The organism is Paraburkholderia sp. EG304 (genome assembly GCF_046543485.1).
Taxonomy (GTDB): Bacteria; Pseudomonadota; Gammaproteobacteria; order Burkholderiales; family Burkholderiaceae; genus Paraburkholderia; species Paraburkholderia youngii.
Genome location: NZ_JBKGUA010000006.1, coordinates 13,577 through 27,088 on the forward strand (window position 1 = coordinate 13,577; position 13,512 = coordinate 27,088).

The following is a 13,512-nucleotide window of genomic DNA, read 5'->3' on the forward strand; positions in this document are numbered from 1 at the left end:
TCGTCTGATCGTCAGCAGGTTCAGGTCTCATGCGCCGGCATCCTGAACACCGACACCAACTTGACGAGATCTTGCGCTTGGTCCCTCAGGCCTTGCGTCGCCGCCGCACTCTGTTCCACGAGGGCGGCATTGCGTTGCGTGTTGTCGTCGATACCTCGTACGACCGCATCGAGCTGCGTCACCGCCTTCTCTTGCTCCGCACTCGCAGCCGAGATCTCCCCAACGATTGCAGCGGCCCGTTGGATCTTCTCGACGATATCGTTCATCGTCGTACCAGCCTCGTCGGCCAGACCGGTTCCGTGGGTCACCAAGTCTTGATTGGTTGCAACGAGTTCTCTGATTTCTTTCGAGGCCGACGCGGATCGCTGCGCCAGATTACGCACTTCCGCGGCAACGACAGCGAATCCACGACCGTTCTCGCCCGCACGCGCGGCCTCTACCGCTGCGTTAAGCGCCAAAATGTTCGTCTGAAAGGCAATGGATTCGATCAAGCCGACGATGTCGGTAATCTCCTTCGAACTCTCGCGGATGCGGCGCATGGTCGTCACCACTTGCCCCACTGCGTCGCCCCCTTTCGCTGCGGCGACGGCGGCGTCGGACGCTAGTGCATTCGCCTCGAATGCGTTCGACGAGTTCTCCTGAATCGTTGCCGCGAACTCTTCCATCGATGCGCTGGCCTCCTCTACCGCGGCAGCCTGCTGAGACGTCCGTCCGCTCAGATCCTCGTTGCTCTCGGCAATTTGCGTCGATGAAACAGCGATGCTCTCCGCGTTGTGGCGAACCGTCGACACGATGCGCCGCAAGCTCTGCTGCATGGTCGCCATCGCCGCCATCACGCTCGATGTATCCCCTTGCGCCAAGGAAACGCTTCCTGTCAAATCACCTGCCGATACGCGCGACGCAATGCGTTGAGCGGCCTCGGGCTCCCCGCCCATCGGCCGTAGGACGGAGCGATCGATGCTAAGCGCCAGCAACATCGAGACAGCCAGTATGCTGAGCACGCACATCGCCGCAGCCCACGCGCGTTGCTTCGCCACGCCCGCTAGCACCGCCCGCTCGGGGACCGTGACGACAAGCGACCAAAACGTGCCAGTTTTGCCGATCGGAACCGGAATCATCATTCTCAGCACGTTCTCGCCGTCGAACGTGGTGTCGGTCACGAGCCGCCTCCCTTCACGAGCGGCCGCACGTTGTTCGGGGTCGAAGCTTTCGCTCACGGAGAGCTTGCCCGCGCCTCGTCCATCGGCGATCTCCTTGCCTGTCTGCGATACCAAGCTGATGAATCCGGCGCCGAAGGGGCGGATGCGCTCGAGTTCCGCCTGCAGCTTCGGGAAGTAGAGATCAACGCCCGTCACGCCGAGAAACTTTCCGTTCTCGAACATCGGAACCTCGATGAACGACAGCAGGACATCGAGCCCCCCCGTCTTGTACATGCTCGGCTCCATGACAATATCGTGCCCCGTGCGCTGGGGCAGGCGGTAATACTCACCATCCGCTGTGTCGAGGTCATAGTTGAGCGCTGGCTCGAGCGCAAGTTTCCCCGTGTATCGGCCCCACGTCGGAACGAAGCGGCCGGCCTTGTCATCGGCCGCCGTCTTTCTCACGAACTCACTATCGCGGCCGTCGAAGGCGTTGGGCTCCCAAATCGTCCACACCGCCAGATAATCGGGATTCGCTTCCGCGATACGCCGCATGAAGTCCACCGCCAATTGCCGGCTGGCCCCGCCTTGAGCGCGATCGGCGGCGAGAAACTCCGCGAGTTGATGGGCCGTGCTGCTTGCGCCGTTCAACTGCGCTTCGATACTTGCCGCGGTCGAGTCAGCCAATTGCTCGGTGTACATCAGCGCTGAAGCCTGTTGCGCTTCCGTGGACTGCCATGTCAGCAACGAGATGCTGATCACGAAACCCATCAAGACGGTCACAACCGTGACCGCCAATAACCGCGTCCGCAGGCTCCACGACGACGGACTGACGAACGCCGTCGCACTGCGATTCGCAAAAATCTCATCCTTCCCCGATGTCACGATCTTGCTCACCTTTTAGCGTTCCGCTTTTTTGTTGTGTCGATTACGTATGGCAAGGGCTTTCTTTATCTTGTAGAGCGGGCATTGACCTCAGGCTGGTGTAAGCCATTGCAAGCGGGTTCCTTTCCGGTGGAAACACGCCCCACCCGCCGTCTCCGTGATAGAAGAAGAATATCGTCAGCGGATTGGCCAACTGCGGCGCCTCCAGTCGGACGAAACGCCAACCCTGTGCGGTACGCCCGAATCCCGTTAGCCGCGCCGGCCTCGCGGCTGTCGGCGCGAGCCATTTGTCGACCAGTGAACGTAAGGATTTCCGTTCGGCGTCCATCATTGTCACCAGGTGTCACGTACATCTATCAAGCATCTCCGACAGCCATCACGAATCGATCGGCACGTCAGAGTTCCGACTAGCTCGCAACGATGCAAGCTAGCCCGCAACGTTATTTTTGATTCAGGCACTGCAGACCAGTCGGTCGACTCATATCTTTTGGCGGCCGATCGCGGCGTATACTTCCGGCTTCGTCGTTTTCAAACGGCGCGCGTACAGGCACCCGGCGATCAGCGTGCCGAAGATGAGCGCCAGCAATGTCTCAGCAGTCTTCATGTCGCCCGTCAGCACATTCATATTGACCGTCGCCAAATAGCCGACCACCGACAACAAAACGAAGCTGATGAACGGCGCCACCTTGCTTTTGAGAACGTTCGCGCCGCTTGGCTTGCGCACGAAAAACATCAATACGGAAAGCGAAGTCAGAATCAAGAGCATAAGAAGCGCATAACCTCCAACTCCAGTGAGTGCGCCGTACTCGGCGTACGGCTCGACACCGCGCTTGATCTCGATCCCCATTATCGCGAGCATGAGGACACTCACCATCATCGACGCGCGGTACGGCGATCCGTGACGCGCATGCACCGCTGCGCATGCGCGCGGGGCCGTGCCGTCAATGCCGAGGCAGTAGATGTATCGCGACAGAATGTTGTGCAGCGCCAACAGACACGCGAAGATACTCGAGCACAAGAGCGCATTGACAGCCTCCAGACCGGCCTTGCCCAAATACGTGCCAATGCTGTCAAGGGCTACGGTCGATGGATCCGCGCTCGCCTTGGCAAGTGCCGCGGCGGGCCCGTAGCTGCAGATCAGGAAATAAGACGCCGAGGCGAACAACACCGCCAAAACGATCACGGCCGCGTAGGTGGCGCGGGGAACGGTGACGTCGGGGTTTCGCGCCTCCTCACGGAAAACGGCCGTCGCCTCGAACCCGGCGAAACTGGTCACGGCAAAAAGAAGACCGAGCCCAAGGGAGCCCGATGTCACCGCACCCGGCGTCACCCAAACCGGCGAGATTCCGTGCGGCCCCTTAACCAACGCAACCGCTATCTCCCAGATGAACACGAGCACGACCTCGCAAATCAGTGCGAGCGTGAGCACCCTTGCGGAGAAAGTGATACGCAGGTAGCCGAAGACGGCGACGACGCCGAGCAAAATCAGCGAATACCCCCACCAGACGAGCGGGGAGCTGTTGAAAAGATGCTTGAACAATGAGGTGTAGGCGACCCCGGCATACAGATAAATGCCGACCATCATGAAGCCATAGGCGAGCATCGCCATCAACGCGGCGCCGAATCCGATAGGCCGGCCTAGGCCTGCCGTGATATACGCGTAAAACGCTCCAGCGTTGCGTACGTGCTTCGACATCGTTGTAAAGCCGATCGAGAACAACAACATCAGGCTGCCGGCGATCAAAAACGTCGCAGGTGCGCCCAAGCCATTCCCTAACGACAGCATCAGGCCGATAAAGCCAGTAACGACCGTGAGCGGCGCGTTATAGGCGAGCACCGTAAACACAATGTCGAACGTCCCCAGATGCCCTGATAGGGTCACGGGCCGCGGCCCGTCCGTCATGCTTTCAGGTTCGGAACTCGCCGCCATGCCATTCGCACCGTTACTCAACGTTTCCATACTTCCACCCACTCCTCGATGGTTCGTGGCGGGAAGCGCGCTCTACTCACCGCGATACAGTATGCTTCCGTCCTTTGCATCAGGTTCGTATCGCCAGGGTTACCGCACCGCCGCCGCTTATACTGTTCGGTCAAATTAGAAGAACGACTGGTATGTCGAAACTTTAGTACGTCGAGTATTTTGAAACAAGGACTTTGTGCCCGGCCACCGCTAGGCGGCTGCGGAAGCCAGGCCCATCAAAGCGAAGCGGCGACATAGGAGTTACCCTATGTCGCCGCCTGATGCCTCGGAGTCCCCTTCGCCTGTGATTACGCTTGCGTTACGCGCTCGCTCACATCAATACCCACCTGTGTCGTATTGGCGGTTCCGCCCAAATCCGGCGTGCGCGGCCCCTGCGCAATGCCTTCCTCGATGGCCCGCAAAATGGCGTCGTGGGCAACGCGATATTTGCCCTGCCCGCGCCCGAGAAAATCGAGCATCATCGCGCCGGTCCAGATCATGCCGAGCGGATTGGCGATGTTCTTGCCGTAAATGTCGGGCGCCGAGCCATGCACGGGCTCGAACAGCGACGGAAACGTTCGTTCCGGATTTAGGTTCGCCGAGGGCGCGATGCCGATCGTGCCGGCGCATGCGGGCCCGAGATCCGAAAGGATATCGCCGAACAAATTCGACGCGACGACGACATCGAAACGCTCCGGCGAGAGAACGAAACGCGCGCAGAGAATATCGATGTGATATTTGTCCGTCCGCACCTCGGGATACGCCGCGCTGATCGCGGCAACGCGCTCGTCCCAGAACGGCATGGAGATCGAGATACCGTTCGACTTGGTCGCGGACGTGAGATGCTTTTTCGGGCGACTGTTCGCGAGCTCATAGGCGAACTTGACGATTCGGTCGACGCCATGGCGCGAGAACACAGCCTCTTGGAGGACGACCTCGCGATCTGTACCGGCAAAGATGTGCCCGCCAACCGAGGAGTACTCGCCTTCCGTGTTCTCCCGCACGACGTAGAAGTCGATATCGCTCGGCTTCTTTCCCGCGAGCGGGCACGGCACGCCCGGCATGAGGCGCACGGGACGCAGGTTGACATACTGGTCGAACTCGCGCCGAAACTTCAGCAGCGAGCCCCACAGCGAGATATGGTCCGGAACGATTTCAGGCCAGCCGACCGCACCGAAGTAAATTGCCTCGAAACCGCGCAGTTGCTCGAACCAGTCGGCGGGCATCATGTCGCCGTGCTGGGCATAGTAATCGCAGTTCGCCCAATCGAACGTCTCGAACTCGAGGTGAATGTCATGCTTCTCTGCGGCGGCTTTCAGCACGCGCAGGCCCTCGGGCATCACTTCCTTGCCGATCCCATCGCCTGCGATTACCGCGATCTTGTGCGTCGTCATGGTTACTGTCTATCAAAACGGCCTCATGCATCAGGCCCAATTTCACGCTGATCCCGACTGCGCGCTCGCATGTCCGAACCGTGCATACGCTTCCTTCCGCGACCCAGCGTTACGCCTGCGCGTGCTCCTCGGTCCAACGCGCGAGGAGCGCCTTCTTATCGACCTTGCCGGTGATGCCTAGCGGCAGTTCGTCGGCCCAAAAGATCTGGCTGGGAACCTTGAAATCGGCGAGTCTCGATTTGCAAAATTCGATCAACGCCTCGGCCGAGACGTGCTCGGCATCGCGGGAAACCACGTAAGCGGCGACGACCTGGCCGAACTTCTCATCCGGCACGCCGATCACCGAGACGGATTGAACCTCGGGATGCGATGCAATGGTTTCTTCGACTTCCGCGGGCGCGATGTTCGCACCGCCACGAATGATGATGTCCTTGATTCGGCCCGTGAGGTAGTAGAACCCCTCAGCGTCTCGATAGCCGAGATCGCCGGTTCTCATCAAGCCGTGCTCGAAGGTAGCCGCGGTCAATTCGGGGTTCTTGTAGTAACCGCAAGTAGTCGAGGGCGCGCGCACCAGCAACTCGCCCACTTCCCCCGGCTTCACTTCGTTGCCGTCGGCGTCGACGATCTTGATGATGACGCCTGGCGCAGCCTTCCCGATTGCGCTCTCGGGCACCGGCGCGGGATCATTGGCGAAACGACCGAAAACGGGCCGCACTTCCGTCAGCCCGTAGTAGTCATCGATCCGTTTGTTGAACCTGGCTTCGAAGCGATTGCGTAGCTCGCGCGACAACGGGGCGCCGGCCGACACCAACAAGCGCATGAACGACAAATCGATGCGCAAGTCGTTCTGTTCGGCGTACTCGAGCATCATGGCAAACATCGTCGGCACGCCGTGGAACACGGTCGCTTGATGGACCGAAAACGCTTCCAGGACTCCGCGCGGGTGGAATCGCCGCATCAGCACGACTTCCGCGCCAGCCTGCAGCGTCATGGAAGAGGCCGTCGAAAGACCGTAGAGAAACCCGAGCGGTAATGCGACGACCGTCACGTCCGCCGGTGTCATCGCCCACAACTCGATCAGCGATTGATTGCCGTCAACCTCCGCGGCCTGATCGAACGCCACCGCTTTCGGACGCCCGGTGGAACCCGACGTGTACGCAATCTGAAAAATGTCAGTTTGCGCGTGGCGGGGTTGCGATTCGCCGATGGCGCCGAGCTTGCCAAGATCATCGAAAGACGCCAAGCGCGTAGCAGGCACACGCCCGGCAGCCGATTGCGCAACGTCGCGCATTTTCTCGTCATGCAACAAGAGCGCGACACCGGCGTGGTCGAGGATGTATTCGACCTCATGCGCCGTCAAGCTCGGATTCACCGAAACGAAGGTCGCGCCAATCTTGCCCATCGCGTAATAAAGCAAGATGACTTCGAGGCGATTCTCGCAAAGCGCTGCAACGGTGTTGCCAGGCCCGACGCCGATGCTCTCGAGGCGGTCAGCCAGGGTGCCCACCTGCTTCGTGAGTTGCCCATAGGTCAACACCGCATCCGCGCTCCGCAGCGCGACGCGTTGACTATCGCGCTTGGCGTGCGCTTCGATTTCCGCTGTTATCAGGTTGCTATTCATGCCTGCATGACCGTCTGGCGTATTTTTAAGAGGCGAAACCGGGCTTGCGTTTCATCATGACCTTCCACTCGCCTTCCTGCACCACTTCCCCGCGTTGATTCTCCACCGCAACGTGGAAGAAGACGATACCGGCCGTGGGCTTTTTGGTCTCGCGCTTGGACGTGACGCGCTGACGCACGTGCAGCGTATCCCCAGCCTTCACAGGCCCCTTCATATCCCAGGTCATGCCCAGGAAAGCGATTGCGGTGCCTTCCTTCAGGCCGAGGCGGAATTCGAGCCCCGTTGCAATCGCAAACACGGCCGGGCCGTGCAACAGGCGCGCACCGAAGACACTATTCTTGGCAAATTCTTCGTCGGTGTGAACGGGATTTTGGTCGCCGGTTACCGCCGTAAACAGCACGATGTCGGCCTCTGTAATCGTGCGGCGCGGCGTCACCCACTCGCGTCCCACTTCCAAATCCTCGTAGTACTTTGCATTCGGGCCAAGCTGATCGGCGACCGGGGCCTCAATCGTAGACATATTTAATTCCTCACTTCGTTTGATTTGCTTTACTTGACGTTCTTGGATAACGCCGCTGCCTTGAACTGCTTCGCCGCTTCTTCCATCGTCACAAAATTCACGCCTGATCGGGCCCGCATGTGCCCGATCAGGCGTTCGAGCATCGCTACCCGGGGGCCTCTGCCGATGATTTCAGGGTGGCACGTCAGCGTGAAAAAGCCGCCTTCGGCGTGCGCCGTATCGAACTCGCCCTTCCACGCCTCAAAAACGTCGTCTGTCGCACGCAACCCGGCGTTGTACGGGCGAGCCGACCAATGAAAATAGGGGTAATCATCGAGCTCCCATGCCACCGGGAGCTCGACGATCGAACTGTCGACGCCAAACGTCACCTTGTCGTCCGACATCACGTCGCCCCGCCGCGCGAAATACGGCTGGAAGTCGTTGGCCATCATGCTGCTGTCGTATTGAAGGCCCGCTTCCTGGAGCAGCACGATGCTGTTGTCGCTCAGGTCCCACGCGGGCGAGCGATATCCGCGCGGGCGCTTGCCCGTCATTGCCTTCAGCTCGTCCAGGCTGCGATGCAGCAGATCGCGTTCTTCGTCGAGCGGGAGGCCCACCGGGCTCTCGTGGAGAAGACCGTGCGCAGCAACTTCATGGCCGCCGCTGACGATCGCCTCGAGCGCGGCGGGAAAATTCCGTGCCGTATGCGCAGGCGTGAAAAACGTCGCCTGCAGCCCTTGGCGCGCGAGCATGGCCAGAATACGCGGCAGTCCCGCGCGAACACCGTACTCGCCCCGAGACAGCGCCGTCGGGGTGGTCTGCTTGAACGTGCTGAACCAGATCGAGAGTGCGTCGAAATCGAACGTCAAGCAAACAGTCGTCATTGGTCTAAATCCTAATCAGAACGCGGTCGACACCTCATCGATGCTATCGCCCGCAAGAGACATCCCGCGCCAAGCTCGGACCTTCCAGTCCGGCTAATGTTTATGTACTCTACAACACAAAAATTAGACCGACAAGTCAAAATTCGGATAACGCTCCGCTAGCGAAAGCCGGAATGACATCGTTGGGGAAAACCTGAACAGCGTAGAAGAACGGCGTGCTGGCGCGCTTTTATAGATCAGGCATTCGCCCGGACCATGGCGCGAGTTTCTCGACTTGCGCTGCCGCCGCGAGGATTTGATCTTCCCTTCCGAAGTGCCCGATGAGCTGGACCCCGACCGGCAATCCCGCCGCCGTCCAATAAGACGGAACGCTAGCCGAGGGCTGCCCGGATGCGTTGATGATCGTCAAGAACGCGGTGTACTTCGAAACCGCCCGACGAAACGACCAGAAATCCGTGGTCATCGAGAACTGCCCCAAAGGCGCGGGAAGCTGCGTGAGCGTGGGCGTCAAGGCAAGGTCGAAATCCTTCATGCCCCTGGCCATGCGGCGGCCAACGCTGTGGAACGTATTGATCGCTGCGATGTACTGCGCGGCGCTCAACTCGCTGCCTAGTTTGTAGGCGTCGAAAATGGCGGGCTCGACGCTAGACTTCCAGCTAGCCTCGTCCCGACCCTTGACCATGCCCGCGATCGATGCATAGGCATTCGCCATCAATACCGTGACGTGGGCATGAACCAATTCGTCGTAGTCGACTGACGGTAGCGGTGCATCCACCACCTCGTGGCCTGCGCGCTTTAGCAGCGCCGCCGCAAACTCGACGGCGTCGAGACACTCCTGAGCCACCGGAATATCGTTGAAGGCGGACGTCCATTTCGCAATACGTAGCGGCTTTTCGACATCGCGGCCGAGAAGGTCCATATGGGATGCGGGCGCGCAAGGCGAGGCGTAAGGAGCTCCCGCCTCGTCGCCTCCGACCGCATCCAACGCCGCCGCGGTGTCACGTACGCTTTTCGACAGCACGCCCTCGACGGCAAGTCCGCCCCAGCCTTCGCCACGAGACGGCCCCATCGGAATCCGTCCACGCGACGGCTTCAATCCGAATACCCCGCAACACGACGCGGGAATCCGAATGGATCCGCCGCCGTCGCTGCCGTGCGCGATTGGAACGATTCCGGCGGCCACTGCAGCTGCCGCACCGCCGCTCGATCCGCCCGACGAACGGCTCAGATCCCAAGGATTCTTCGTAGGGTTCCCGTTCGCAGTGGCTTCCGTTGTCGGCGCCATGCATAGTTCAGGCACCGTCGTGCGAGCAAACGAAAGCAGCCCCGCGTCATTGAAGCGCTCCACGAGCGTGGCGTCGTACTTGAACGGGATATCACGGAACAGATTCGACCCGATACTCGTCGGGAATTGCTTCGACGCCAGAGCAGAATCCTTGAGCAAGAACGGCACGGCGCCGAATACGCCCTTGACCGCCGCCGTTGTCGCGCGCGCCCGCGCGCCGTCGAAGTCCGGATAACAAAGCGCATGAATCTTGGGATCGATCTTGATTGCAAGCTCGATCGCGCAATTCATCAACTCTTCGGGCGAAACAGATTTTTCTTTGAGCAGCGCGGCCAGGCCGAGCGCGTCGTGTTGCATGTACTCTGATAATTTCATTTCTGCCCCATGAAACCGGCGTACTCGCGGCTAGCCGGCCTGCAAATTAATAGGCGGAAGACAACGTCAGCTGCTCGTGCGGCACGTCTTGGTGCGGCGCGACAAACCGTACCGGCATCTCCTCCTTTCACTAGTCGAGTGATCGCTCAACAGTCAATGAAATCGACCACCTGTTCGAGGGGCGCGCGGGAAGTTCGATAGCTGTTCACTGGGTGCGACTCGTTCGGACATCCGAACGACACGCCATACACAACATGCTCGTCATTGGGGATCGCGAGCTGCTCGCGGATCGCGTCCACTCGATAGGCGATCGACGCCTGAGGGACGGTGCCGACACCGAGCGCGCATGCGGCGAGTACGAACGTGGTCAGATATCCGCCGCAATCCAATATGCCGCGTGAGCCAAACGAGGCCGGAGTGGTAATCAGCGCCAGATGCGGCGCGCCGAAAAAGCGAAAGTTTTCGAGCGCCTGCTTGCCTGATGCGGCACGATCGCCGCGCGCGATACCAAGTGCTCCATACAGTTGCCAACCGCAGTCGCGCCTACGCTCGCGATACATACCGAAGTAACTTCCGATCGGCGGTATGTCCGATACCGGCGCCACTCCGCTCAATGCTCGCTCGTACATCGCATGTCGAAGCCTATCGAGCGCCTTACCACTGATGATCCTCGTTCTCCACGGTTGTGTGTTGCAGTCAGATGCAGTCTTCTGCGCCGCGGACAAGATGCGCAAGATCGTATCGTGTGCGACGGGGTCCGATCTAAACGCTCTGCACGACCGCCGTTCGTCGAGAAGCCATTCAAGCATCTCAAACCGCCTTAGATCTTGGCTGTCTTCGTGGCAGGCCGTGCGGTTGTGATTCATCTCTTACTTACTCGTAAGACGTCTTTGCATTGAGCGCTTCGAGCGCCTCCAAATATTCGTTCAACAGCCGTTCGAACTCACCCTTGACCGTGGTGTGCCCCTTCATGTCGCCGATGGCTTGGCCGACCGAGTAGCTCCAATAGTCCATGTTGTGCGCACGCTCCGCCCGCTTGAACGGGTAGCCACCAAGGATCGACTGCATCGGCCACTTCAGCGGTTTGGGCGCGCCAGGCTCAGCCCACGCCTTCATGTAGTCGGTGTTCAAAATACGGCACTGCTTTCCGGTCATAGCAAAGCTCAACTTGGCGTCTTCCGATTCCGACTGGAACAGCTTTTCGCGCATTTCCATGTTCAGATCGCTCTCGGCGGTGCCGAGCCACAACGAGCCGATCCAAACGCCCTGGCATCCGAGCGCCAGCGCCGCAAGGATGTGCGAGCCGCGCGTGACGCCGCCAGCTGCGAGAACGGGAAGGCCCGCTGCGGCTTCGACCACCTGCGGCCACAAAACCATCGATGCGATGGAGCCGACACTGCCGCCAGCCTCCGTCCCCTGAGCCACCAAGAAATCGACGCCGGCGGCTTTTTGCTTGCTAGCGTGGCGACCGCTTCCCACGAGCGCCCCCACCTTGATCCCGCGAGCATGGGCTTGCTTCACCACCCAATCCGGCGTGACGCCCAGCGCGCCGACGACACAACTCACGGGCTTACTGAGCACCACATCGAGTTGTTCCTGGCTCTTCTTGTTCGTCATCGACATCTTCGTCGCATACTCGGCCATGTATGCGTTGCGGTCCGCTTCAGACATGTCGGCGACACCCGCTTCGTCCAGGACGTTCTTGACGAACGACAGATGGCTTTCGGGAATTTGCTTCAGATATTCCTCGGGCGATTTTTCATCGCCGCCCGTGCCGGGGAAAACGAGGTCGACGCCGAACGGCTTGCCGTCTACTTGCTTTTCAATCCAGTCAATGGACATTGCGAGTTCGTCGGGCGTCATCCACGCCGCGCCCAGCACGCCCAAACCGCCCGCCTTCGTGACCGCCGCAACGACATCTCGGCAGTGAGAGAAAGCGTAGATCGGCAGATCGATCCCGAATTGGGACCCAAGTTCAGTCTTCATCGAAGCATCCTATCTTCAGTTGTATCCCGGAGACCATCGTCCGCGGCTGCGCAGTCTCGAACATGCAATGCTTGCATGGAGCGCGGCATCGTCGGTCGCTGACCACTCAGTACGTAAACTATACTTATCAGTATTGCAGGTCAACAAGCAAGATGACCCGTGCCGGATTGCCGCAGTACAACACCGAATGCGAGCGCGTGCCGACGTCCGCGAAAGCCGCGAAAGCCGCGAAGCGAACGCAGATTCGCTCCGCTTGTGCGAAGTCGCTACCGCGTAGTGGGTTCGATAACAAATTTGCCGACGTGCGTACGCTTGACGAAATCCGTCTGCGCCTGAGCAAGTTGGTCGAGCGGGTATGCTTTATCGAGCAACGGGCGCAGTTTCCCCGACGATACATGCGCGATTACGCGCGCGAACGTCGCCGGCGTCGGGCAAGTGATCCCATACATTTCGAGGTCCTTATAGATCAGGTCTCGAAGATCCATCGGTTGAATAGGGCCGCCGATCGCGCCACCGGTCGTGTACCGACCACCGCGGCGAAGCACCTTCAGAAAATCGCCAAATGCCTGCCCGCCGACGACGTCCGCGACCACATCGACGCTGTTGGCGCCAACGATTCTTTCGACGGCGGCCTTGATGCTCTCGGATTCGCGCGGAATGAAGGCATGCACGCCGAGCGCTCGAACTCGATCTTCCTTGGACTCGCCCGCAATCGCGATGACCCGCGCCTTCCGGATCAACGCGAGTTGCACGAGCGCCGTGCCCACCCCACCCGATGCGCCGGTGACGACGACCGTTTCGCCTTCCGAAAGACGCGCCCGCTCCAGCATCTCTTCCGCGGTGTCATACGAAGTCGGAAACGTAGCCAGTTCGGCGTCGCTAAGCGATGACGTCACCGCATATGCGTTCTCTGCGGGTACCGCCACATATTCGGCGAATCCACCGTCGCGCTCGCCGCCGATGTATTCGACGAGCTGGGCTCGCTCGGGCAAAGACAAATCGCGCACCTGCGGATCGACAATCACGCGCTCGCCGACGCGCGCGGCATTCGCCGCATCGCCCACGGCCACGATCCGCCCTGCGATTGCGGCGCCCTGAATGCGAGGGAATACGTTCGCTTCCTGCTTCCATGTAGCGGCCGCTTCTTCTTGCTTATCCGCGATGCCCTGAACCCCGCGGAGACCGACTTCCTCGGTCAGGGTTGCGCCCGCGGCGCGGTTGTACCACTGCGTGCGAAGGTTGATGTCGGTATTGTTGATGCCGCATGCGCCCACCTTGATCAGCACTTCGCCCTTCTTGGGACGCGGCACCGGGACATCCTCTCGATATTGCAGCTTATCGATGCCGCCATAGCCGGTAAGCAACACGGCGCGCATCGCGTCAGGAATTGCCGATTCAGAAACCGCAGAATTCATTGTTCCGTCTTCCTAGTGTTGATTACGCTCGGGACGATATAAAAGCGTCTCCCGAGCTCATGCTGGCGT

The 13,512-nt window shown here is 60.0% G+C and carries 10 protein-coding genes; all 10 read right to left on the reverse strand.

Translation table 11 applies throughout. The annotated features are described in order from the left end of the window. Positions 1-20: 20 nt before the first annotated feature. On the reverse strand, positions 21-2,036 hold the full coding sequence (locus ACLFKU_RS09275; protein ID WP_410848860.1) for a methyl-accepting chemotaxis protein: 2,016 nt from the start codon (positions 2,034-2,036) through the stop codon (positions 21-23). A 466-nt stretch (positions 2,037-2,502) separates the two neighbouring features. Beyond that, the gene (locus ACLFKU_RS09280; protein ID WP_410848861.1) at positions 2,503-3,984 is read right to left on the reverse strand and encodes an APC family permease; all 1,482 of its coding nucleotides are present in this window, start codon (positions 3,982-3,984) and stop codon (positions 2,503-2,505) included. A 308-nt stretch (positions 3,985-4,292) separates the two neighbouring features. Then, on the reverse strand, positions 4,293-5,378 hold the full coding sequence (locus ACLFKU_RS09285; RefSeq protein WP_410848862.1) for a tartrate dehydrogenase: 1,086 nt from the start codon (positions 5,376-5,378) through the stop codon (positions 4,293-4,295). 109 nt (positions 5,379-5,487) lie between these two features. Then, entirely contained in the window at positions 5,488-6,999 is a 1,512-nt protein-coding gene (locus ACLFKU_RS09290; RefSeq protein ID WP_410848863.1) for a class I adenylate-forming enzyme family protein, read from the reverse strand. Between the two features lie 25 nt (positions 7,000-7,024). After that, the gene (locus ACLFKU_RS09295) at positions 7,025-7,519 is read right to left on the reverse strand and encodes a MaoC/PaaZ C-terminal domain-containing protein (protein WP_410848864.1); all 495 of its coding nucleotides are present in this window, start codon (positions 7,517-7,519) and stop codon (positions 7,025-7,027) included. A 29-nt stretch (positions 7,520-7,548) separates the two neighbouring features. Then, entirely contained in the window at positions 7,549-8,367 is an 819-nt protein-coding gene (locus ACLFKU_RS09300; protein WP_410848865.1) for a polysaccharide deacetylase family protein, read from the reverse strand. Positions 8,368-8,611: 244 nt separating this feature from the next. Continuing rightward, the gene (locus tag ACLFKU_RS09305) at positions 8,612-10,042 is read right to left on the reverse strand and encodes an amidase (RefSeq protein WP_410848866.1); all 1,431 of its coding nucleotides are present in this window, start codon (positions 10,040-10,042) and stop codon (positions 8,612-8,614) included. A gap of 146 nt (positions 10,043-10,188) precedes the next feature. After that, positions 10,189-10,908: a nitroreductase gene (locus tag ACLFKU_RS09310; RefSeq protein ID WP_410848867.1), complete on the reverse strand. Its 720-nt coding sequence runs from the start codon at positions 10,906-10,908 to the stop codon at positions 10,189-10,191. Between the two features lie 7 nt (positions 10,909-10,915). Next, positions 10,916-12,028: a nitronate monooxygenase gene (locus tag ACLFKU_RS09315; RefSeq protein WP_410848868.1), complete on the reverse strand. Its 1,113-nt coding sequence runs from the start codon at positions 12,026-12,028 to the stop codon at positions 10,916-10,918. 266 nt (positions 12,029-12,294) lie between these two features. Continuing rightward, a complete protein-coding gene (locus ACLFKU_RS09320; RefSeq protein ID WP_410848869.1) occupies positions 12,295-13,443 on the reverse strand; it encodes an alcohol dehydrogenase family protein in 1,149 nt (382 codons plus the stop codon). Between the last annotated feature and the right edge of the window lie 69 nt (positions 13,444-13,512).